Annotated in this window: 20 protein-coding genes; 2 read left to right on the top strand and 18 right to left on the bottom strand. The window is 46.9% G+C overall.

What is annotated here, in order from left to right; all coding sequences use genetic code 11:
- Nucleotides 1-2 precede the first annotated feature (2 nt).
- Nucleotides 3-1,061: an acyltransferase family protein gene (locus tag B5X68_RS03090; RefSeq protein ID WP_082213189.1), complete on the top strand. Its 1,059-nt coding sequence runs from the start codon at nucleotides 3-5 to the stop codon at nucleotides 1,059-1,061.
- On the opposite strand, the gene B5X68_RS03085 is transcribed toward B5X68_RS03090, so the two are convergent.
- The 17 genes from B5X68_RS03085 to B5X68_RS03005 form a co-directional block, all read right to left on the bottom strand.
- Nucleotides 1,033-1,887 carry a glycosyltransferase family 2 protein gene (locus B5X68_RS03085; protein WP_082213188.1) on the bottom strand — a complete coding sequence of 285 codons (855 nt, stop codon included), beginning with the start codon at nucleotides 1,885-1,887 and terminating at the stop codon, nucleotides 1,033-1,035. The genes B5X68_RS03090 and B5X68_RS03085 overlap by 29 nt on opposite strands.
- Before the next feature lie 18 nt (nucleotides 1,888-1,905).
- Nucleotides 1,906-2,775: an aldo/keto reductase gene (locus B5X68_RS03080; protein WP_082213187.1), complete on the bottom strand. Its 870-nt coding sequence runs from the start codon at nucleotides 2,773-2,775 to the stop codon at nucleotides 1,906-1,908.
- The gene (locus tag B5X68_RS03075) at nucleotides 2,775-4,424 is read right to left on the bottom strand and encodes a GMC oxidoreductase (RefSeq protein WP_082213186.1); all 1,650 of its coding nucleotides are present in this window, start codon (nucleotides 4,422-4,424) and stop codon (nucleotides 2,775-2,777) included. The genes B5X68_RS03080 and B5X68_RS03075 overlap by 1 nt, the downstream gene beginning before the upstream one ends.
- Nucleotides 4,402-4,989, bottom strand: coding sequence for an LbetaH domain-containing protein (locus B5X68_RS03070; protein WP_141110175.1), 588 nt, complete (start codon nucleotides 4,987-4,989; stop codon nucleotides 4,402-4,404). Before B5X68_RS03070 ends, B5X68_RS03075 begins: the two co-directional genes overlap by 23 nt.
- Complete coding sequence (locus B5X68_RS03065; protein ID WP_082213185.1) at nucleotides 4,976-6,187, bottom strand: glycosyltransferase family 4 protein; 1,212 nt, start codon at nucleotides 6,185-6,187, stop codon at nucleotides 4,976-4,978. The genes B5X68_RS03070 and B5X68_RS03065 overlap by 14 nt, the downstream gene beginning before the upstream one ends.
- A 33-nt stretch (nucleotides 6,188-6,220) precedes the next feature.
- On the bottom strand, nucleotides 6,221-7,615 hold the full coding sequence (locus B5X68_RS03060) for an O-antigen ligase family protein (protein WP_212567973.1): 1,395 nt from the start codon (nucleotides 7,613-7,615) through the stop codon (nucleotides 6,221-6,223).
- Nucleotides 7,590-8,870 (bottom strand): glycosyltransferase family 4 protein, encoded by a 1,281-nt coding sequence (locus B5X68_RS03055; protein WP_082213184.1) that lies wholly within the window; start codon nucleotides 8,868-8,870, stop codon nucleotides 7,590-7,592. Before B5X68_RS03055 ends, B5X68_RS03060 begins: the two co-directional genes overlap by 26 nt.
- Nucleotides 8,867-9,862: a glycosyltransferase family 2 protein gene (locus B5X68_RS03050; protein WP_170916561.1), complete on the bottom strand. Its 996-nt coding sequence runs from the start codon at nucleotides 9,860-9,862 to the stop codon at nucleotides 8,867-8,869. Before B5X68_RS03050 ends, B5X68_RS03055 begins: the two co-directional genes overlap by 4 nt.
- A gap of 11 nt (nucleotides 9,863-9,873) precedes the next feature.
- Nucleotides 9,874-10,905 (bottom strand): hypothetical protein, encoded by a 1,032-nt coding sequence (locus B5X68_RS28570; protein WP_141110174.1) that lies wholly within the window; start codon nucleotides 10,903-10,905, stop codon nucleotides 9,874-9,876.
- A 5-nt stretch (nucleotides 10,906-10,910) separates the two neighbouring features.
- Nucleotides 10,911-12,053, bottom strand: coding sequence for a glycosyltransferase (locus B5X68_RS03040; RefSeq protein ID WP_082213181.1), 1,143 nt, complete (start codon nucleotides 12,051-12,053; stop codon nucleotides 10,911-10,913).
- 9 nt (nucleotides 12,054-12,062) lie between these two features.
- Nucleotides 12,063-12,986: a glycosyltransferase family 2 protein gene (locus B5X68_RS03035; protein ID WP_170916560.1), complete on the bottom strand. Its 924-nt coding sequence runs from the start codon at nucleotides 12,984-12,986 to the stop codon at nucleotides 12,063-12,065.
- A 23-nt stretch (nucleotides 12,987-13,009) separates the two neighbouring features.
- Nucleotides 13,010-13,549, bottom strand: coding sequence for an acyltransferase (locus tag B5X68_RS03030; protein ID WP_082213179.1), 540 nt, complete (start codon nucleotides 13,547-13,549; stop codon nucleotides 13,010-13,012).
- 10 nt (nucleotides 13,550-13,559) lie between these two features.
- A complete protein-coding gene (locus B5X68_RS03025) occupies nucleotides 13,560-14,507 on the bottom strand; it encodes a hypothetical protein (RefSeq protein ID WP_141110173.1) in 948 nt (315 codons plus the stop codon).
- A 10-nt stretch (nucleotides 14,508-14,517) separates the two neighbouring features.
- The gene (locus tag B5X68_RS03020) at nucleotides 14,518-15,285 is read right to left on the bottom strand and encodes a hypothetical protein (RefSeq protein ID WP_141110172.1); all 768 of its coding nucleotides are present in this window, start codon (nucleotides 15,283-15,285) and stop codon (nucleotides 14,518-14,520) included.
- 74 nt (nucleotides 15,286-15,359) lie between these two features.
- Nucleotides 15,360-16,646 (bottom strand): lipopolysaccharide biosynthesis protein, encoded by a 1,287-nt coding sequence (locus B5X68_RS03015; RefSeq protein WP_141110171.1) that lies wholly within the window; start codon nucleotides 16,644-16,646, stop codon nucleotides 15,360-15,362.
- Between the two features lie 253 nt (nucleotides 16,647-16,899).
- Nucleotides 16,900-19,269 carry a GumC family protein gene (locus B5X68_RS03010; protein ID WP_082213175.1) on the bottom strand — a complete coding sequence of 790 codons (2,370 nt, stop codon included), beginning with the start codon at nucleotides 19,267-19,269 and terminating at the stop codon, nucleotides 16,900-16,902.
- A gap of 41 nt (nucleotides 19,270-19,310) precedes the next feature.
- Nucleotides 19,311-20,117 carry a polysaccharide biosynthesis/export family protein gene (locus tag B5X68_RS03005; RefSeq protein ID WP_082213174.1) on the bottom strand — a complete coding sequence of 269 codons (807 nt, stop codon included), beginning with the start codon at nucleotides 20,115-20,117 and terminating at the stop codon, nucleotides 19,311-19,313.
- Between the two features lie 710 nt (nucleotides 20,118-20,827).
- Between B5X68_RS03005 and B5X68_RS03000 the strand changes: the two genes are divergently transcribed.
- On the top strand, nucleotides 20,828-21,781 hold the full coding sequence (locus tag B5X68_RS03000; protein WP_082213173.1) for a hypothetical protein: 954 nt from the start codon (nucleotides 20,828-20,830) through the stop codon (nucleotides 21,779-21,781).
- 32 nt (nucleotides 21,782-21,813) lie between these two features.
- Here the strand turns inward: B5X68_RS03000 and B5X68_RS02995 are convergent, their stop codons facing one another.
- Entirely contained in the window at nucleotides 21,814-23,304 is a 1,491-nt protein-coding gene (locus B5X68_RS02995) for an MFS transporter (RefSeq protein ID WP_141110170.1), read from the bottom strand.
- Nucleotides 23,305-23,338 lie beyond the last annotated feature (34 nt).

The following is a 23,338-nucleotide window of genomic DNA, read 5'->3' as shown; positions in this document are numbered from 1 at the left end:
TAATGAACACTTCTAAAAGAATTGCCAATCTCGACCTGTTCCGTTTTCTTGCCATCGCCCTTGTCATTTACTATCACATTGGAGAGCGTTTTACTTTGGACAAGACCATTGCCATTGGCAAATATGGCGTTGAAATGTTTTTTGTGCTAAGCGGATTTTTGATCACCAACATCTATTACAAGAAAAGTGAGGGTTCAAATCTGCTCAGGTTTTGGCTGCAACGGTTTCTCAGAACATATCCGCCTTATCTGGCTGCTTTACTTATTTCCTATTCTGCCGTGTTTTTCGGCCGGGGCCAGGACTTCGATCCGGGATTTCTCTTCTTTTTCCAAAACTTTTATCAGGTTATTCCATTTTTCAAAATTTCCTGGTCGCTGTGCATTGAAGAACATTTTTACCTCATGTTTCCACTTGTGGTCCTGCTCACTTCCCGGGCCACTTCCTCAAAACATGTTCGTCTCGCCATGTGGATCGCTATTACAATAACTCCATCCTTCATACTACGGTATTTTGCGGGGGATTTTCAGATGAAGGAATTCGGCTATTACACAACCGCAACGATTTTCAGGTTTGACGGGATTGCGCTAGGGTGCACGATTTCTTATTTTATCAATCATTATTCGTTTTCGCTGAGGTCAAATGGTTATATAAGTTTATTATTTGCAGCCGTTTTTGCGGGTATTTCGTATTGGCTGGCTGATGTTGATTCTCAGTTTAAGTATTGCACCGGTTATCTGTTCCTTGTTTTTTCTGCTGGAATGCTGCTGGTTTCTTTTTATTATTCACCTGATTTTTTGCTGAGCAAAACATTGTTTGTAAAGCAGATCGCCCTGATGGCGTATTCTCTTTATCTTACGCATGCCCTTATATTGAATGTTTTTGATAAAATATTTCATAAATATCCTGCTTTCACTATCCTCGCTGTACCCATTTGCGTGACGGCAATGCTGCTGGTTGGACTGGCATTTTACAAAACCATTGAAGCACCTAGTATCTCATTGAGAGACAGTTTGTTAAGCTTTCAGCCCTGGTTCAAAAAATCATCGCGTCGGCCATCTTGAACTCTTCCGGTTTTGGCGGCCTTTTATTTTTTAACTCCCGCATTTTAATCTGGATCAAAAACTCGTAGTAGGCGATATTGACGCAATAAATCAATCCCGGCCTGCCTTCCAGGAAGCCCAGGTTCAGCAGATATGCCTGTGCGAACCGGATCGCGGGCCATAAATGCAAGCGGCTTAACCATGATTTCAATGCCGGATTTCTTTCACTGGAATGATTGGAAAATATGTTTTTAAACGGGGGGCATTCATTGATCCTGCTGAAAGCTTCCTCGTCGGAGTAGCGGTTATGGCGGCTGATCCAATGTGCCCAGCCTTTGGAAAACCCGTAGTGCAGATACGGTTCTCTCAGATATTCTATTTTGCCAATAACCTGGTCTTCCTTTTGGCCGTGCCCAAAATCCTTGAAACGTGCGTGTTCTTTTCTCATTAATCTGAACTGCCATTTGGGGAAATTGTCGCAGTTTTTGAGCCAGCGATTTTCATATATCATTTTCCAGCAGCAGTAAAAACCAGCCACATCGCTATTCGCTGTGAGAATTGCCAGCCTCATTTCGATCAGGAAATCATCGGTTACGATTTCATCCGCGTCCAGAAAAAGGATCCAGTCGTATCGAAAATGAATGTTGTCAAGCGCATAATTTCGTTGTTTGCCAAAGCTTTCAAAGTCGTTATACCAGATTTTTGCGTAATGCGCGATACCGATTTCAACCGTCCGGTCGGTGCTTCCTGAGTCCAATATGTGAACATCATTAGACCATCTCAATGATGCCAGGCAAAGAGGAAGGTCCTTTTCCTCGTTTTTGGTGAGAATTACGACTGAGATCATAAGTTTACTTTATTTTAATTAGTAATTGCAAGGAGGTTGAAACTGCGATTCTTCTACCAATTTCACGTTTTCTATCAGGTGGGCTTCGCTGAACATGGAACATAAAACGACACTTTTGGGAAAATCCCGGATCAGCTTTTTGATCTTTTCGCCGGGGCTCATATCCCACGTGCCGCCCCGCAGCGGTGAAAAGATGATGTCGGCTTTTCCCGAGCGCTCTTCCGCTAGCTTGCGATAAGCCGCAACGCCGGGCGGACTGTTGAATTGCAAAATGTCGAAACGGTCAAAATACGATTCGTGCAAATGTCTCTGGGATTGCATGTACGCAAGCCCGAATGCGCGTATTTTTCCACTTGCTTTAAGCCGCATGGCCATTTCACATAGTTCGTCAATGTTGGTAATGCTTTGTAAAGGCTCATGGACCAGAAAGTAATCGAGATAATCTGTTTTCAATGCTTTCAGACTCTCTTCCAGGCTTTTTTGCATCTCCATGCTATTTATTTCAACTCTTTTAAAGAGCATATCAGAGGGATTTTTCCCGCTGGGTTGCTTGGGGGGCAAGCTGGCGTCCTGCTTTTTTTCTGAACCTCTCAAAACCCGCACAATCGGCTTTATCGGCCTGAGGAGGCTTGCCTTCCAGTCTGCTTTGATGCCAAACTTGCTGGCCAGCACAACCTTGTCCCGATTATTTTTAAACACCCCGCCCACCAGTCCTTCTGCATCGCCAAAGCCATAAGACCGCGCCAGATCATAGTGTGTTATGCCGTGTTCAAAGGCCAGGCTGAGAGCCCTGCGGCATGTTTTGGAGTCAATGGATCCAAGTACCGGCGCACATCCCAATCCAAGTACCGAAGAATGGATTCCTTTAACCAATTCAATTTTTCTCATCAGTTCATCATTAAGTGTTTAGCAAGGCGACATGCAAATGCCCCAAGCAGGAAAGTCGGATTGGCCTGTCCCGAGGTGGGGCAGACCGAGCTGCTGCAAACGTAAACATTGCTCGTTCCCCACAGTTTCAGGTTGCTATCCACCACTCCTTTTCGGGGGCTATCCGCCATTCTCGTGGTTCCGGACTGGTGCATGCCGTCCCTGGACATATTTTTTATCGCTTCATACAATTCATCTTCTTCGTACCAGTAAGTGAGCTTGCCGCATCCGCATTTTTGGAGCCAGCTGTCCAGGGCCTTGTGTGTTTTGATAACCGAATTGATATCATCATCTGTCAATGTATAATCAATGTGCAGCGTTTCCTGGTCTTCGTCCAGGTACAGCCGGTTTTCGTAGTGCGGCACCTGCTCGGAGTGGAAATGAAGCGCATACTTGTTCTCCGGCGAAAACAGGAACACGCCCGGGAGCTTTCTTTTGAGTAAGTATCTTTTGTAAAAAATCGCAGCAGGCGTCAGCAGCGAATGCGGTAGCTCACGCAGGATATTCCGGATATGTTCGTTGATTCCTGTTCTTTTTCCTTTGGTGATAGACTGGGCGATCGCAGGAGGCGCAAGCTTTTTGCCTAAAATCGGCGTGATCATCGCCAGATACATAAATGACATTGCGCCGCTTCGGTGCAACGGGTTGTAATAGAGCGGATTATCCAGCCATATCGCTGTATTTAGCAAATTGTTCTCTTTCAAAAAGTCCGGCGTAAACTGAAATCGCCGCCGGATGTATGTATTATCGCGGCTCTTCATAAATCCGTAATCCGTTTTGTTAGGATTCCCGTTGAAAACAACCGAAGCGATTTTTCCTGAAATGTGGCCCTGATAGTAATGTCCCAAAGCAGCAGGAACCGCATCCAGATTGCGGAAAAGCTGTTTGTTGCGGAGTAATATCCGAGTCGTTTCCTGTGCCCCCGATGCCAGCACAAACTTCATCGCCGTAATTTCCAGTCGCTGCCTGGTAAGCACGTTCCGGATTGTGGCGGAAGTTACATTGCCCTTTTCGTCCGGTGCTTTAAAATCCCTGAACTCGTAACCTTCCAGAATGTGAATGTCCCTTGAAGCCTTCAACTGCTCGGCATAACGCTTCCCGAACCGCGTGGGCATGCTCCATCGCTCGATCACCGAATCGGTGACAAATCCCTCTTCAAATCCTTCCGCAATGTGCGTGTTCTTAAATTCCTTGATCTCATTCAGGTTGAACACCGGCTCGCCGCATTCGAAGTATTCAGCAGTTTTGGGTAGATACGGGGTCAGGTCTTTTAATATATCCATTCCCCAGGTGCAATCATCGCCCGTAACTCCGCGTTCCATGAAGTCAATTTCATCGTACATGACGCACCTTCCGCCCCAGGTTGCAGAAGTGCCGCCCAGTCCTTTGTTGGTGCATTCATAAGGGCCGTAATGGTTTACATTATTATGGACTTTAATGGAATCGTCCAGTGAATTCCGGTCATTTTTACCAGCGTGGCCGTATTCAACGATCAGGATTTTTTTGCCGGGATTAAGCCGGCTATATTCCAGTCCCGTTATGATACCAGCCGGGCCGCTGCCGGCAATGCAGAGATCGTAGAGCATGTTAAACGGATGGGTCAAGTTCATTTTCTAGGAGGAAATTATTGCGTTGTCTGATACATTGGGCAGGGTTTCCGGTATAAACCATCCATGGTTCGAGGTTCTTGGAAGTAATAGAACCCGCGCCCAGGACACTTCCCTCTCCACAGCGTACACCCGGCAGCACAATGGCTTTTGAGCAGATCCAGGCATAGGAGGAGATGTAGATCTTCTTTTTTATGTATGTAAAATCAAGGTGATTGTAATCGTGCGTGGCACCACAAAGAAAAGCGTGTTGCGACAGGATCGAATGATGTCCCAGGTATACGCCTCCCGGATTGTATATCTCGACATTAGGGCCTATGGTGACCACATCTTCCGTTTCGAGCAGCCAGGGAGCCCATATTTTGCAATCAGGATAAATAAAATTGGCTTTACCAAGTTTTGCACCGAACATACGCAGGACCAGTGCCCGCCATGCATGAAATGGAGCAGGGGTCCATGAGCACAGCAGCAGCCAGGAGGCCTTCCAGAGCAACCTCGTGATCTTGTTGCCTACTGAAAACACCGGACGTTTGTAAGGGTCTGAATCGTTGATATTATGCTGAAACATCAGAGTTGTAGTTAAGTGAAACATGTTTAGCAGCATTTCCTGCCACAGACAGATAAATCTTTTCGATCTTTTCAATCGTAATCTCACTATTGAAGCGCTTCACATTTTGTAATCCTTCGGTCACCAGTTTTGTCCGCTCGTCGAGGTCGTATGAAAGTAATTTTTCAAGCACTTTCGCAGCGTCGGTGGCCCAGGCTTCGGCCTTTCGTTCGTCAGCTGGCCGCCTGTCGATAAACAATGCGGCGTCACCCGCTACTTCCGTCATAGGTGCTTCATCGGTTGTGAGCACCGGCGTGCCGCTGGACATTGCTTCTGCAATTGGCCAGCCAAATCCTTCCGCCAGAGAAGGAAAAAGAAACGCACTTGCAGCCTGGTAGGCAAGCGCCACAAATGAGTCTGCCTTATCTACCAAAAAATGGATATCATCCCTGTATGCCGACGACGCATGTGCTTTTTTGATCACTTCGTCCGGTTCAGGCCCGATCATCAGGAGCGGTTTTTGGTTCCTGAATTTCACCCTCCATTTGGAATAAATCTCTATAACACCCTTACGGTTCTTGTTCCACTGATTGCCGCCCACATGAAGCAGGTAACCGTCTTTCAGCCCGATCCCCGTTTCAGTTTCCAGGGACAGCAATGCGCCTGCCGGATCGTCAGAAGGCGTATAAGACTGCACAAGGCCGTTGTAAACCATTTCCGAAACGGCCGGTCGGCCGCCAAGCAGATTATGAAGGTCGTTCCGCGTTTTTTCAGAAATTGAGATAAAATTCTTTGCCTTTAAAAAGCCTTTGCGGATTAATTCCTGATACTTTCTGCCACTCCATCCGATCTTATTTTCGGGAATCAGCCCCATGGCCGAAAACTGGGCCAGGAAATCATGGCAGTGCACAATGTGGTTATGGTTTCGGATCAGTGGTGCCCAAAGACCCAATGAATGGTCTGTAAGGACGTAAAGCGTATCTTTTGGCTGTCTTTTTATCAGCGTCTTTACCTGGTAAGGAAACAGGACGTATTGATCGATATAACCCAGCCACTTTTTGAAATTCGGTGAACCCGGAATGTTAAAGCACCTGGGTTCGGGAACCCATAGCTGCACCTGGTGGCCGCGCTGCCTCATTCCATCCACAAGCCACTTGGCATAGCGCTGCGTACTGATGGAGCCCAAAAAAACCGGGTGCGAAAAAAATACAATGTTCATAACAGCAACTAGGTGAACGATGAGTAGTGGGTTTCAAAAGGGAACTTCTTCGGTTTCTATATGCTCTGTTTCAAAGTCGTCATCGTATTCCGGGCCTTTCAAAGCGGCAAGTATCAGTCCGCCGGAAAGCACCGCAAAGCCCAGCGACGCGGGCTGCGCCCACTGCCCCTGCAGAATGTTGACGAGCGAAAAGCCGATCAGCATCCAGGGTAAAAAATTTTCTGAACGCAATGCGCGAATGGAGTTGATCGTCATGCTGGCAATTAAGTGGACGCGAAGCAGGATTGTTGCCAGACCCAGCACAAGGCCCATTTCACCGATGATGCGGCCCCATTCTCCTTCCGATATCAGAAAACGGTTGGTTCCTGTCATTAGCTTAGCGCCCGCATTTGTGCCCATACCAAGCCCTTTCCCTACGAAAAGCGACTGTTCAGTAGTTTCTGTTACGGCGGTAATCATTCCTCCCAAAAACCGGTCACCCAATGTTCCTTTAAGCCCGCCTTCGACGCGGTCTGCGGACTCGAAGCGCGAGATGAATGCTTCGGTGGCAGTCTGGAAAAAACCAAAGTTGGAAAGCAGAACAAACAGGATAATGCCGGCAACCAGCGTCCCCGCCATGCGCGGAATATAGCTAGGCTGACGGGATGCTGCCAGCAAACCAAACAAGAAAGCCAGAACGACCTCGAAAAGTAGCGTACGACTGATCGACATCGGGATAGCAGCAAGCATACAGCCAGTGGCAACAACCAGCAACCAGCGGTTGACCTGCCTGGATTTATCGAGCCAGAAGAACACCACATAAATGGCAACAAACCCATAAAAGGACGCCAGGCCTGTTATGAACGAAAATGTGCCAGGCGGCCGAAAAAAGCCCATCGCTCCGCTAAAACCTCCTCCCGCGACGTCACCGCCAATCCCCCGGTTAACCCAGGCGGACTGCGGACTATAAAATTGCATGGCCATGAGAATGGTCATAAAAGGGCTGATTATGAGCAGCACACGGCCTATTTTTATTGCATCTTCGTACGTAAAAACGGTCCCGATCACAAACAGGAGCGGAAATTGGATGAGCATGATCCTTGCACCGTAAACAGCCACAGTAACATCGCCATGGCCAACAAAGAGCGTGAGCAGAAACGATACGAAAGTTACCAGCAAGGCGATAATGGTGTACGCATTACTTGTGAAAATGCCTTCCCTGAATGCCAGGAACAGCACCCCGATCGCGACAGGATCGCGAACGATCAGAAGGGGTGTGGCCAGGCTCGGAAACACCCACTTGCGCAATGCTCCTTCCAGGATCAACAGCCAGAAATAGAGCCATATCCCTTTTTTAATGTTGGACAAAACCTTTTGCTGTCGAAGAATTTCCGGGTTCATTTCCTCTTCCATTTCAATATAGCTATCCCAGGTATTGGCTCGTATCATTTGCTACGCAGTTTTTTTTCAGATATTTTTCTATTTCAAGTATGATCTTGTTCGTGTAGCCGGCCCATGAATAACTGGCCGAATGCCGCTGTGCATTGGCACTCATTTGGTCAAGTTGATTAGGATTATCCAGGAACCATCTGAGCTTTTCAGCAATGGCATCCGGGCTTCGGATAGGGACTTCAAATCCGGTTTCACCTTCTATAACAAGATCTTTTCCGCCTGTATTGGATGTAATGATGACGGGTAAACCCTGACTCATGGCCTCCTGGATCACCAGCGCGCGTCCTTCGACAATGGACGGCAAACAAAAAACATCACAGCTGCGCATCAGGCTCAGCACTTCCGCATGAGGACGCGTGGGCTCGTAAGTGAAATTTGGGAGCTGCTTCCGGTAAAAGGGCAATTCGCGCAATAAGCTTCCTAATACGACCAGTTCTATTTCTTTGGTGTTCAGTATTTTAATTGCTTCAAAAAGGTCCGCTAACCCTTTTCGCTGTCCCATGCTCCCCGCGAACAGCACGCGTAGCGGGCGGTTGTTACGTGTTGTTTTTTTTGTTGATAAATTGTTTTCGGGCGAGCCAAAAGGCGATACGATTAGTTTTTTATCACTTATAAGTGACCCAAGCGAATCAGCGACAAAGCTTCCGGGCGTAACTATAATGTCGGCCAGTTCCAGCTCCATGCTTTTGCGGTGTAGCTTTTTTTCCGAATCGCTGATGCCCCCTGCGAGCGTTTCGGACCAGTCAGGAAGTCTCACGGCTTCTTCGAGCAGCAATTTTCGACTGGTTTCCCAGAAGGCGATCGGCAGTTCGTATACGCATGTGATCCCCAGCTTTTTGGCCTGCCTGAATGTTTCCAGCGCACCGTCCTCATAGGCATAAACCACAGTCAGGCCACTTTTTTGAAGGCCGGGCAATTGCGAAGCAACGTATTTATCCAGGCTGTGATATACTTTATCAACACAAAACACACCGGATTCGTGGGCCGTCAGTGATCTGATACCCGCTTTATTGCTGATCATCCGGCCCACTTCAAACCAGGGATAGGTGCGGGTACGGGCATGCAGCACGGCATCGAAATTTCTTCTTTTCAGCTCCGATAATCCCGGCAGACGCGCGAGCTTATCCAATGTCGTATCCGGAAATGTAGCAATGGTCGTGTAAAAGCTATGGAGGTTGCCAGCTTCGGCAAAACCCTTCGCAATTGCACGTACATTTGCATTACCGGTAGGATGTGAGACAAGCACTTTCATCGGGTCTGTGGCCTGGTTAAAATCAGTTTTTTAATGTGTCGTTTGATTGTCGCAGCGGAATTCTGGTACACTTCGAGCACTTTCCCAAAGCCGTTTTTGTGGCTCCAGATAAAAAATTTCGTGGCGGGTGCCGACGATAGTTTCAGAATCGCATTTTCCAGCTCTCGCTTTTCTTCTTTGTTATAAACTTTCCACGAAAGGCACCCCGAATGTGTGATAGCAAAATGCTGCTTTGCGCGCAGAACAGGATTTAAATCCCAGGCGCGCTGCTCGAAAGCGGGCGTAATCGCATTGCTCAAAACAGCATTCAGGCCATTGATCTCTGCCAGCTTACGTCGCTTACGTACATTGCCCTGATCCGTCCAGACCCGGTAGGCGGAAAGGATTTTGGGACTATAAACATTGCCATATCCGGCTTTTGCAATGCATACCGAAAGGAAATAATCCTCGGCAAAATCCTGTGTGCATTGAATGTAATCTACTTTTTCAAGCGCCTCTTTTCTAAACATCAGAATGTTTGCGGCAACCCGATATCCTTTCAATGCCGATCTCAACGCATCTTCGCTGGTGACGAATCCTGCGCCCCGCAGAAGCCTTCTGGGTTCACCGGCGTGGCCATTGTGATCTATCTCGCGAACGGCCGCATGTGCGTAACCTGCCTGCGGATGCTCCGTCAGCAATGCTGAAAGTGTTTTGATGTAGTCGGGCAAAAGTGCGTCGTCCGAATCAAGCTTTACAATGTAATCGCCCGTCGCGGCACGCAGGCAAGCATCGGTGTTGCCCGCGATGCCTTTGTTGCTTTGTTGGCGGATAATGGTCAGGATACTGATTTCAGCGGCTAGTTTTTCCAGTATTTCAAGGGTGTTGTCCGTGCTGCAATCGTCCGATACAATGATCTCATCGGGCAATAAAGTTTGCACCATTACGCTACGTATGGTAAGCCCGATGTAGGCCGCTTGGTTGTAGGTGGGAATGCAAACGGAAATTTTCATTTTCAAATTGGTTAGGAATGGCCAGCGAGCTCGTATACAGATTTCAGAATATTGGACGTGTAGGTGTGCATATGCCAGTTGATACATTCACTGTGACCGGCAGCACAAAGTGGATGCAGGTCTCTGGCCAGGTGCAGACAAGGATGGCAGGTTGCATCCGCGTCAACCACTTTCCCTTTGAATGCGGGCGATACGATCCTGCCTTTCAAAGTTCCGGTAACCAGAATAGTGCATTTGTCCATAGCCGTTTGCAGCAAGTGCGAAGGAAAGCTGTCCGTGCTGATCGTCCATCTTGCTTCCTGGGCTAGCCTGACAATGTCTTCGGATCGGAAAAACCGTATGGTTTTTAAGCCTGCGTTCTTGAATGTTTCAGCATAATTATCATTTGCAAAAAAGGCGTAGTAAGCGTCCGGCATATGTTTCTTGGCCCACCAGAGCGGGACGAACTGTCTGCCTGTTCCATTTGGGAAAATGACAATGTGCTCACTCAAGTCCTCAGGAATGTTGAGATCGTTGGAAGCCGGAACCGGCGTCAGGAATTTCTCTACCAGCCGCGGATGGTTCTTTTCCACCTGATTGGTAAAATCATCATATGAAATATGTCTCAGCTTTTTGATCCCTATAATGTCTAAATAACCCTGATAGCCGGAAATCCACTTTGCGGCCGGAATTTGAACAATCCCCAGCTGGTCGGCTGCATTGAAGATCCAGGTGTTGACATAATCTTTAAATGCTTTCTTTTTCTTATCATGGATAACAGACCGCTGATAAGGTGAAATAAACCGTTTTCCTTTTAGTAAATCTTTGTATAAATGCCTGATTCCCAGGTTGGTGTATTCGAGGTCTGACTTGCAGGAATTGTCCGTTACAATGGTGAGCTTGTCGCCGAAAGCAAATTCGGCCAGTGTTCCAAAATAGGAGGGGATGCATATCCGGAGTTTGAAACCGGGCAGCAGATCGGCGACGGCGTAAAAGCCTACCAGCCGCATCCAAATATCCCCGTTACCGCCCTTCTTTGAGTCAATTGTAAGAAAACGATCCATATCAATTACGTTAATTTTGGCACTGTTGCTTTTGAGTTGCTATTGACTAACATGTTCAGGAATTCATTTGAAACGTACTGTGTGCTCCATTCTTCGGGGTCTCTTTCTTCCAGAAAATCGTTGTAATCGCTGATCTGACTGTCATATTCGGGAATAGAGCTCCATGAAGAGGTCAGCACTTCGAGCCTGTGCAATTTCATGGCTGCATATACTCCGCTTTTGCCATAATGCTGGCGCGGTGTGCCGGATATGGCTTTGTCGAGTAACTGCATCACGGTGGAAACCCGGGCTTCCGGCAACTCGCCCAGGTTGGCAAATGTTACCTGGTTCTCAAATTCAGCTTTCAGCTTTTCGTATGTTTCCTTCGCTCCAATGCGTCCGAATGCAATAAAAGCGAGCTTCTTGCCCACAGCCAATGCGGCTAAATATTGATCCCGGATCGTGCTCTCCAGATCACAGCCCGGATAAAGGCTTCCAAACAGTCCGATGACCACATAATGTTGGCGCTCGTGCGGTAATATGCCAAGCTGCTTATAAACCGAATCCGCGAACTGTGCATCTTTTGGCATGAATGAAATGTTGCTGAAAAGCGGCAGAACGCGCGCGCTGATCTGCTTATTTTCGAGCACAAGCTGGTAAAGCCTGTTGCTGGTTGTGATCATGCGCGGATTGAGCTTCCTTACCATTTCTCTTGCGATCCTGATCTGAAAAAATCCGTAAAGCTTGTGTTTCAATGGTGAAAGCCTGGTGATGCCCACCCACATTTCGTGAAACATAATGTGCGTGGGAATGCCGGCAGTAATTTTTTTAAGTGATCCGCCCAGACCAAATGGTAATCCCTTTTTTTGAAACCCATAAGGCACATATTGTAAACTGATCCAATCGGGCCTGGCCAAACGGATGAAGTTACCTGCCAATGTGATCCGTTCGGACCAGGAAAGGCGGCTGGAAAGCCTCAAAACCCTGATAGCCAGCCCGCGGTCATATTGGATACGCTCTTGCTGCTGCGCGGCCAGGTGCATGTCGTTCAGTGCAATGATGGATGCCTGGTGGCCTGCCCTGATCATCTCGGACGACATGCGACGTGCATAGTCTCCGACGCCGTCAGATCCTTCTTCAAGGGATGGGCAAATGAACAGTATCTTCATTTCAGGCAGTTATAAAATTTTTTGTATGGCCCACGCAGGCAATGTCGAAATCATTGCTTGCGCCAGTCGGATATGCATTTTGTTTTTCGGATAATATGGGCTCTTCATGAATGCCATCGCCAGTGTTTTATCACCCCTGCGCAAGCTCATGTTAATGCCCGGGATCAGTTTGGATGATACGAAATCATATTTTTGCTTTTGATACCGGGACGGAACTTCAATACTGATCACATTGCGGAGCAACTTGTCAATGGTAAGGCCGCCCGATGTGGCCGCGAGCGGGTGAACCCGGTAACAGGCGAGCTTTTCGGAATGATAAATGAAGCTGCCTCCATTGACGGCAATTCTCAGGAAAACTTCAAATTCCGGCGTGTTAAGGCTCGTATCAAAATTGTATTTCAAGAGCAGGTCACGTCTGATCAATGCTGCCGACATCGGCACGCTGTTGTTCAAAACAGTGGCTACCGCATCTGCAACGCGTCCGTGAGGAAGGTCATTGCGGTGGTAAGTAGCATTGGCCTCATCGGTATATGCATGCAGGACTTCTCCTTTTTCATCAATAAAATACTGATTGCTGAATGCCACATCCGCTTGCCCGGCTTCCAGCTCGGTTACAAGCGACTGGATAAAATCGGGCAAAAGAATGTCGTCGTCCCCGATAATGATCATGTATTTACCGGAAGCGATCTGCACGCATTCGTTCCAGTTGCCTGCCAGTCCCAGATTTTCGGTATTCAGGTTGTAAGTGAAAAGCGGGACCTGCAACATTTGCTGCTGGCACCATTCCATGATTTCACGATCGGGTCCGTCCTTTTTGGGGTCCTGGGACACGCATATCTCAATGTTCGGATACGTCTGGTCCAAGCAGCTCTGCACCGATTGTTTCAGGTAGTCCAGTCGTGAATATGTTGGTATACAAATGGAAATCAGCATAGACATTTTAATTTAGAAACTGCTTACTGAAATAGTCTTTTGTAATCGTTTGAATATTTAAAAGCCTTGTCAAAAGCGCGTTCGCGTATTTTTCTGGCAGGAACTCCTGCTACAACATCATATGGCTGCACGGGCCTTGTTACCACTGCGCCAGCCGCTACAACCGCGGCGTCCCCGACATTTACACCCGGTAAAATCATCGCCCGCGTCCCGATCCAGACGTAACTGCCGATGCGTACCGGATAATCCCGCCCGAGGAAATCGTCTGAATCCATATCGTGATCTCCTGTCAGGATGCATACTTCGTTGGAAATCGAAACATTCTCGCCGATTACAATGCTTCCACGGTTATCAATCCTGCAATTGGCATTCACCACGGAATTGCGTCCTATGGTCAGGTTTTTGGCCGAGTCGAAAGTGCAACCCATGAAAATGTGACTTCCGTTCTCGATGCTGAACTGCATTACATTTCGGTAATACCACAGCCTGATCCGGTTGCTCGGAATATGTTTGATCCAGTGGTTGCACAGGTACAATCTGAATTCTGACAGTAATCCTTTCATCACTTTTCCGTTAATACCGTTTGTAAAATCTCCCCAGGAAAGTCGCCACTTTCATTTCCAGCTGTTTTAATCCGACATAATAACCGGGATAAAGCCGGACAGCATCATTGGTGTTATTCCAATATGCCCTGTCTGAAAGCGATGGCGGGTTTCCCTTCAGAAAACTCAGCATATAGTTCTTTTTCCACGGTTTCGGGCTGCCCGTTGCATGCGACATCACCTTTCCGCCGTGAACAAAATCCATAGCTTCCGGGCCGTATTCGCTCAGCGGGACCCTGCTGCACATGGCCGCAATGTTCAACGCGTCCTGGTCCTTGGCGAAAAACGGATTGGTGCGGTCCAGATCAAAGGTGAAATCGTTGAGATCCATGTTGTAATCTGTCACGGATATCTCCACGAACTTTTTATATAAATGCGCAAACTCCACGTGCTCCCGGCGTATTCCCCAGAAACCCGCATTGATATATGAATGAATGTGATTGGTAACTTCCAGATCATTTTTCCGGATCAAATCGCGCCATAGCACCCGCACCGGGTGGGTAGCAGGCATGTCGTTGTTGGTAATCTCGTGCACGAGCGGGACGCCCAGCGTCAGCCATTGTTCGTAAAAGGACCACCTGCATTTGATCACGATATCCGGGTCAAAATAAAAAACGCCCGCAACGTCGTCTTCAACCTGCTCCATTAGTTCAATGACGAAGCCAGGTTTATAATTGGTAAGATGAAAGTCGGTTTTTACGGGAAGGAAATGCACGGTAATGCCTTCCACAGGGGTAATCGTACTGCAATTTTCCCATTGTAACACCTGCTCCTTTTTGCCGTTTGCCCATTCCGGAATGCTTCCTTTATAGCCCGCATAGATGTGTCCGGAAAACCCGTTTTTAGACAGCGAATTGACCAGAGCGGCCACACCATAATGGTAGTGACCTTCAAAAAGGGTGCATACAACTATATTCATTTTTAACGGGTTACGTGAGTAAGGTCCTTTTATTTTGCATCAAAAAATTGGCGTAGCGATACATGCTTTCCTTCGTCAGGTGAATGCCGTCGATGGTCTGGTAGTCATGCAGCTGGCCTGATTCGATCCAATGGTAATTTTTATCGTTAAACAATGCTTTTAATGTGCTTCTTTGATATTCCAGCAATTTGCTGTGGTACAAGTCCTTATGCACCGGCATTTCAAAAAATACGATCTGGCATCCTTGTGCCCGGATGTATTCCAAATGCTTTTCCAGTTCTTCCAGAATATAACCAAAGTGGTGTGTGTCAATCTGTTCGTTGTAAATCCGATAAAATCGGTCGAGCTCTTCCGTATTCAGCCGTCCAAAATCCGGGCTTGTTATTTCAGGTCTCCTTGCATTAGATAGTTGCCTAACCGCCGATTTGATCAGCGAGTCGGGACGGTTTTTTTTCAGAAAAGAAGGTGCAACTTGCCTCAGCTTTCTCCATTGCTTTTCAAAAATGCGGGTAACAAGCTCTTTATCAGAGCCTTTGAAAATATAGTTTGTCTCAATAAAAACTACTTCCGGCACTTTACCTGACAATGCAATGATTTCCAGGCCCGTGCAGCTCCCGAAATAAGGGAAACATAAATTAAATGCCCCTTCTGACAGATAATGGTCCAGCTCGCCAATCAATCCCGAGCCTACAAATACTTTATCATAACTTCCCTGATATACATATTCCTCGCAGCGCTCGATAGGATCGTAAGATTTGTAACGAACCTTTGGAAACATGCGTAAGCCCACATTATAAGTTATAAACAGGCCAATTAGGGTTAATGATAAAATCGTTATCAGGCTGAGGGTTATCATGATGCCGATGCCAAATGCTTCGTTTTAAAAATTTTAAAGCCGCAAAACGCTGTGTTGACCAGGAATTGGGCGAATGCTACAATAATGTTGAATATCAAAACGCCTTTCAGGTTGGATACATCCAGCAGCGTAATGCCTGCCACCACCGTAAGCAGGTTTATTCCAATTGAAAAGAAAGGCTGTATAGTCCATCCTCTGCTGGAATAAATCCCGTAAACTGCCCCACTGATCATTGCCAGCGAACTCCCTGCCATATTCAGCACCAGCGCCGTTTCCAGATCCGCATATTCCCTGCCCAGAACCGACAGGATTACGGGAGAAAACAACCAGGAAATGAGCACAATCAGAACCGAAAACGTTAGAAGGCCGCCCATAATCATCAAAAAGCTTTTCAGAAGCTTATTCCGGTCCGCATTTAACCGCGCAAATCTGGGAATGACCATGATCGCGAACATGACATTGAAAAAATTCAAAATCATCGATATCCTGCCCAAGGCCCCAATCTGTGCCACCGCAAATGCGGTACCGGAAAGCGAAACCAACCAGATCACAATCTGGCCGGAATAAGCATAGTAGACAGTCAACGGAAAAATCCGTTTTACCATTTTGAGCATTTCTGCATTCACAGCTGCATCCACCGGTTTGCTGAAATCAGCGAACCGACCTGCATTTTGTTTCAGCTTAACATTGCCCCAAATCCTGGGTATTCCATTGGCTAGCAACGAAATGAATGTCCAGGGGAAAATGGACAATGAGAGAATGCTCAGCACAAAGCGCCCGATCCCTACCAATAACTGGTTCACCTGTAACGACTTGATGTCCTGGTGCAGTCTGGATGGAATTTCCAGGATCGAATCCGATAGCCCCGCAGTAAATGCCGGGACCAATGCCGCCGCGATCAATAAACTCGTAGGCCATCCTGCTCCCTGATGGATCAGAAAAAACAACAGTATGGGAAGCGAAACACACAAGCTTAGCACCGCAAATCTGCGTCTGAGGTAAAGTCCCGTCGACAAAACCGTACCCAATTGCTGCTTGTCCTTCCATACCGGTCCGCCCTGTGACATGATCGCATTGTTGATCCCACTGTCGGAAAGCACCATCATCGTTCCTAAAACCGTGTTGGCAATGGTATAGTAAGCATATTCTTTCATAGGCAACAGCCGGATTATCAGTATGCCTGTTATCAGCCCCATTGCCTGAACAGCCGCCTGCGTTCCTCCGGTAATCGCAATAAGCTTACCCCATTTCACTGCTTTGTCATAAACAGCGTACGTCTGCATTTGTTCTGAAATTTTTTTCAAGCCGGTTAATGGTTAATACGACAAGACAAATCCCCATTTACTTGTAGATTTACCTCTAAAAGCTGTATTCAAAACGGTTCCAGACGCCGCTCTTTTTCCAAAGCGGACGATTCCTGCATATTCTCGCTTGTAATCTTGGCACAACCCCCCAGTTGTGCTGCACATCGTCATAAACATCCACTTGAATTGATAACGTACATATTTATACGTTTATCAAAGTCTTTATGATTTATCAGAACATGCCGGTCAGCTTCTTCAGTGTTTTGAACCCGAAACCAGTGTCCTGAACATCTTCCGTGTGATATCCGTATGCATTTCCACCCGAGCCATACACATAACCGTAACCGAAGGCGTAGTCAACACCATTATAGATCAGGCTTAGATTAGCAAACCGTTTGGTGCGCTGTAACTCTTTGATGTGTTTCAGGTGATCCAAAAGTGTGTGATTGAACCTTACCACATACAAAGTGGCGTCGACATGTTCCGAGATCAGCGCGGCGTCGGTCACCAATCCGTAAGGCGGAGAATCTATTAAAATGTAATCATATCGCTGGCGGAGCTCAGCAATGAGTTCGGGCAGACGGCCATTGCTAAGCAATTCCGAGGGATTAGGAGGAAGCGGCCCGCACGACAATACATCAAACTGTGGATGCAGGCCGGATGGCTGGATAAGCTCGTCAAGGTTTTTCTGTCCTACCAGATAATTGGATGCGCCCTTCTTATTCGTAATTTCCAGCCGGTTGTGCAGGGAAGGCTTGCGCAGATCCAACCCTATGAGGATCACCCGTTTATCCGATGATGCAAGACTTACAGCAAGATTAATACTGATAAAACTCTTTCCTTCGCTGCTGATCGAAGAGGTGAGCATGATGGTGCGGCAGCTCCCGTCCCCCATATATTGTAGGTTGGTGCGCAGCGCCCTGAATTGCTCAGCTACAGCGCTTCTGCTGGTTACTTTGATGATGGACTCAGCCGGGTTTCTTCCCCTTCCTTTCATCATTCCGATCTCAGCAAGTATGGAAGTATGCGTGATGCGTTCCACTTCTTCCCGGTTTTGCACTGTGCTGTTCAGCATGAATATCAGGTTGATCAGGATCAGCGGGATCACCAGGCCAGCAAGCCCTGCGCCGAGCCAGATAACCGAGCGTTTTGGTTTCACGGGCATGTAGGAAGAGATCGGTGCATCGATTAACCTGCTGTCAGTCACCGTAGAAGCATAAGCCAAAGCGGTTTCTTCCCTTTTCTGGAGCAGATACAGGTAAAGGTTTTCTTTGATGGTCTGTTGTCTTTTGATCCCAACATATTCCCTTTCTTTTTTCGGAATGCTGCTCAGTCCCGATGAAAATTTTGTGTTGATGCCGCTCAGGTTTTGCTTGGTAGCGGCCATCCCGCGTTTAAGGTTCTGAACGTTTTCCTGAATAGCCTGGCGCGTTTGGTCCATTTGGGTGTTAACCGTTTCAAAAAGAGGGTTTTCAACCTGTGTAATCCGCGCATAGCGTTCACGTTGCAGGCTCAGGTCATTGAACTTCGTGAGAAGGGAAACCAGGATCGGGTCGTCGATCATATAAGTTGCCGGGGCGGGAGCGCCATCTCCGGCATTCTGGATATAATGGTCTACGCTTTCCAGCACTTTTATTTTCGTTTCGATCTCGTTGAGCTTGCTGTCATTTTCTTTGATATTTTCCAGAAACAACTGAGATTCAGCACTAATGTCAGTTAAGCCTTTTGATTTTTTGTAAACTTCCACATCTTTCTCCACCTCACTAAGCTCTCCGGTGATCAGTCCCAGGCGACTTTCGATAAATTTCAGCGTGTTGGAAGCCTCACTATTTTTATCATTCAAAGATGACTGCACATAAACGTCCAGCAGCTTGTTAAGAATATCCTTTGACTTTTGGACCGATGTATCCTCAAAACTCAGTTCCAACAATGTGCTCTGCGGATAAAGCACACCCACTGTGAGCCTGCCCAACATGCCCCTGGTCAGTGCCTGAGGGTTATGAAACTGGACTTCCACTTCGGGGTAAGCCGAAGGCAATCCTTTGGCCACAAAGAAAAGCCCCCAGGCAGTGCGTATCTGCGAACCTAAGCGATAGTATTCGGAGCCATTATTGACGCGGAAAAATCCTGCGCTGTCTGTGTTAATGATCAGCGGATGCGCGTAAGCATATTCCGTAACAATTTGTGCGTCAATCTTAATCGGGCTTTGTCCATAGAGGTCGATCGTTTTCAGCCCTTCCTTTGCCCGGAAGGAAATGTCCAGGTTGAGCTGCTTCACGACCATGCCCATGAGTAACTGTGATTTAAGGATACCAATCTCATTTTCAAGGACCTTATTGCCATTGAACTGAGCCATTTCCTTCATAATCGTCTCTTCCGGACCGACCTGAGTTTTATTGTCTTTGATCAGGAGGGTTGTCTGTGAAATATAAGTCGGCTGTGTGATGATCAGGTATAGATATGCCGCGCCGAGGCATAAGGGAATGGTCAGGAAAAACAAATACCAATAGTGAAGATAGCGGCGGAGATAAGCCTTAAGATCAAATTTTTCGTGAAGCCCCTCGTGATTCTGGGCAAGATGTGTAGAGTTTTTGTAATTCATATCATAAAGATTATAAAGTGCGGCTGCCTGAATAGTATTCTTTAAATGAAACGGAACAATACAACGCTAAGCGCGGTGACGACGCCCAACACAATAGGCACGATCTGAAAACCCCGGTTATTGGCACTCATCTTGGCCTTGGTAGGTTCAATGTAAACCAGGTCGTTCTTGTGCATATAGTAAAAAGGGGAGGTGAAAATATCCCTGGACGTAAGGTCTACGCGGACGTATTCCCGTTTCCCGTTTTCCTCCCTTATGATCATAATGTTCTCGCGCCTCCCATAAATGGTAAGGTCACCGGCAAGGCTCAAAACTTCCGGCAGGGTGATTTTTTCGTTGGGAATGTTGTATACGGCGGGGCGGTTTACTTCGCCGAGCACCGACACTTTGAAATTGAGGTTGTGAATGATGACCGACGGCTCTTTAAGATAGCGGTTGAGCTTCTTCCGCACCAGGTCGGCGGCGGCTTCGGTTTCGAGGCCTTCCACGGTGATCTTGCCGATCATCGGCAATTCAACACAACCGTCGTTGCGTACAAGGTAGCCAAATGGCTGTACGGATGGCGCTCCACTGCTCCCATAACTCATACTTGAAGAGCTGCGCTGATTGGCAGCATTGAAGATCTCATTTGCTTCCGAGCTCAGGCTTCCCACAATAATAGAAAGCATATCCCCTTTCTGGATCGTAGGTGTGTATGCCTGTCCTACCTCTCCGGAAGAATACCGCAGCGAGTCTCCTTGGAAATATACAATTTTCTGGGGCGATACGCATGAGTCGAAACTACATACCAATAGCAATCCTGCACAATAAAGACAGATCAGTTTCAGTAACTGAGGGCGTGTGTTCATAAAGGTTAATTCAAATAATAAAGAGGGTTGAGTTTTAATCCAGGACTAAGTTAAAATAAAGTTTTCGAAATTAAAATTAGGTTAAAGAATTATTTGACAAATATACTTTTGAAAACGTGCTCAATTTTGCATTAAAATTTTGTTCGATAAATAAGTTTTTCTGGTTATTAGACAAAATACTTGTAAGTGCAGAAATAGAATTCATTGTCGAATAAAATGCTGCCTTCAATAACTATTTTTAGTTCACATTTCGATCGCCTCACTTTAATATTACTACGACCCTATAAAGGATTAATCCAATGTATCTGTTTTCTACTACAAGAAATTTTGCAAATTGTATTTTTAAGGCCATAAAATGGCTTTAATTGATATGCTTATCTGTAACTAATTGAATACTATATGTCTATCAAATTGCCTTGCCCTCGAAAATGTCTGGCTCGATTTATCATTTGGAGATTCTCAAACAGACTATTCTACGCTGAAAAAAAACTTAGTAAACGGTATGAAAAAGAATAAAATTTTTTTTTCGATATGAATCAACTAGATGGTACCATTTACAGAAAACATTCTCAGAGGTTGTCATGGCGCGGGAGCAATGTAGTGCCGCCCGGAGATAATGTTTGGAAGGTTCCAACCATTTGACTTTGGTTTATTTCTTAGTAACCAGAAGAGTATTTAATGTGATCTATCAACCTAACCATCAATGACCTATGCGTGCTGTTTCCCTGTTAATTTGCCTGTTTATCGTGGCAGTATTTGCCGGATGTAACCATCAAAAGGCCGACTTGGTCAACCCGGTCATTGGCAACATTAGTTTTGTCGAGAAGTTCGGATTTGAGCCCGATGAGGCCACCGACAATGAGCTTCGGATCAAAACACACCTCCTTTATGTGGAGCGTCTTTTACGTAAAAAGGACATTTCTCACCTTTCCGACGAGTACAAAAGCAAGCGTACGCAGGTGCTAAACCTGCTCCGGAGCTATGCCAATGCTGGAAAATATCCAAAAAACTACGACTATAAAGGGGAACGCAAACCGTGTTTTATTGATAAGGACCAGAACATATGCGCTGTTGGTTATCTCGTTGAGCAAACTGCGGGCAGGCGAACAGCGGAAGCGATTAATGCGGATTATAAATATGCTGATATCTTCGATATGGAGGGTCAGACGGTTGATAAATGGATAGCAGCCAGCGGGTTAACAAAGGATGAATGTGCAATGATCCAGCCCACATACGGCTCCTATCCGAACGGAGATCCCGTTTCAAACCGTGTAAAACCAATGTACGCCATCAGCTCAGCGGTGCTGATGGGTGCAAATGCTACTTTCAATGCTGTTAATATCATAGACCTGGCAAAAGGCGGCAATTCTAAAACGGCGCCTGTTTTTGGATTTCTTGCGGGAACGAGCCAGATAGCGATAGGGGCCTTTGGTTTTTCGCGTGATAGACGTTTAACGCAATATGACGACCGGCCGATGTTTACCAGCCAGGGAAAACTATCCTTATTTAACATCGGGATAGGCACCACCACCATTCTCCTTAGCAGCTGGAATCTTCTGAAGCAGAAAAAAATGGAACAAAAGCGGACATCCTGGAACATTTACAGCTTCCCTGCCGGCAATAATCAGACGGGTTTGGGACTAAGTTTCAGCAGGAAAATTTAGCCGGAAATATCACGCAGCAGCACTATGAATAGCTAGTTGTCTTGTTGACCGCTATCGGAGCTGACGCGGCTGCTTTTGAGCATATTGTTCAGCGACGAATGCCAGTTGATCAGTACATCTATCACGAAGTAATCCCGCAGGTTACTGCGCAAGCTTGTTCGCATAATCCTTTTCACCACACTTTTGTGTACTTCCCCGGCCTCGCGCACACGTGGCAGGAATTGCAGTGCAACCACTGTCAGCACGGCGCCGATCAGAAAAAGGAAGTTCCATTCATGCAGCAGTAACAGACGGAAGGTTTTTTGCAGGTTGGGCCCGCTCCACTCGGCGATTACCCGGAGCTGTCTCAATGTATAATAATCCGCCAGATAGCCACCGATCAGCGGCGCAAGGGAAGAGAAGACGGAGGTGATGATATTTTTAACAGAAAGATAAACAATCGCTTCCCGGGAAGGGGCGAGTTTCAGGCCTATGTTGGTCAGGGCAAGGTTGGTGCCAGCGTTGCTCGACCCGCTTACGATATGGATCACTGCAAGAAGCGCCAGATTGGAAATGAGATTGGTATAAATCCCGACAAAACACCAGGCGATCACGCAGGCTACGTAAAGAGGTGCGCAAATAGAAATGATCGTTTTATTACTATAACGATCGGCGAATTTTCCCCAGTAGCCGATGGTAAATATGCTGGATAACTGGCTCAGAATGGTGAGGGGAATAATGTAGGTCAGGGTAAGCCCGAGCGTTTTTAACATATAGACAGTAAAAAACGGTGTGGCAATGTTGACGGCAAACAGCCAAAACGAGTTGAAAACCAGTAGTCGCTGGAAATTTTTGTCCCGGAGTGGCTTCACAAACATCTTCAGGATATTTTCATTTGGCAGATAGGACCTGGGTTCGGGCACTCTTGCCAGTAAGACCACCGCTGCCAGGCCGGCGATCCCGGCCATCATAAACATGGTTGCATAAACATACAGCTCATATTGTGGCGCGTGCCTGCGCAGGTAATCGATAGAAATTGCGAGAATGATGCTGAGTACGACATTAAGTGTTTGTGCGTAGCGGCTTCGCTTCGAAAAAAATGCACCCAGCATGTCACCAGGCACCAGGTCTTTCATCCAGGCATTCCAGCTGGGGCCTGCAACAGAACCGAAGAAGTAATAGAAAAACAGGAAAAAAAGCAGCAAGCTCACCGGGGCATTATCGCCAAAGAAAAATGGCATTGCACCCAGTAAAACCATGGGAATGCGCGCCAATACACAGCAAATTACAGAAACAGCTCTCCGGTTGTTGTATTTGCGGATGAGAAACACAGAAAGCAGCTGGAAAATATTGGTGAATGTTGGCAAAGACGCAAGCAGTCCGATCTGGAAATTGCTTGCCCCTAGTATAATTGCGAATGCAACCATAAAAGTGCCTCCCGCAAGGGTAACCATCGCTTCGGTGGTCATTCCTTCCTTAAGAACGGTGTTCAGGCCGTCCTTCACCTCTTGCTCGGTAAGGGTTTCTTTCGGTGTAAATATCACAACGCTTCATGTTAGATAACACCGGGGCAGTTTA

The organism is Dyadobacter psychrophilus (assembly GCF_900167945.1).
In the GTDB taxonomy this organism is placed as follows: Bacteria; Bacteroidota; Bacteroidia; order Cytophagales; family Spirosomataceae; genus Dyadobacter; species Dyadobacter psychrophilus.
Note: the sequence above shows the minus strand (reverse complement) of the source record. Positions and strands in the feature narration are given on the sequence as shown.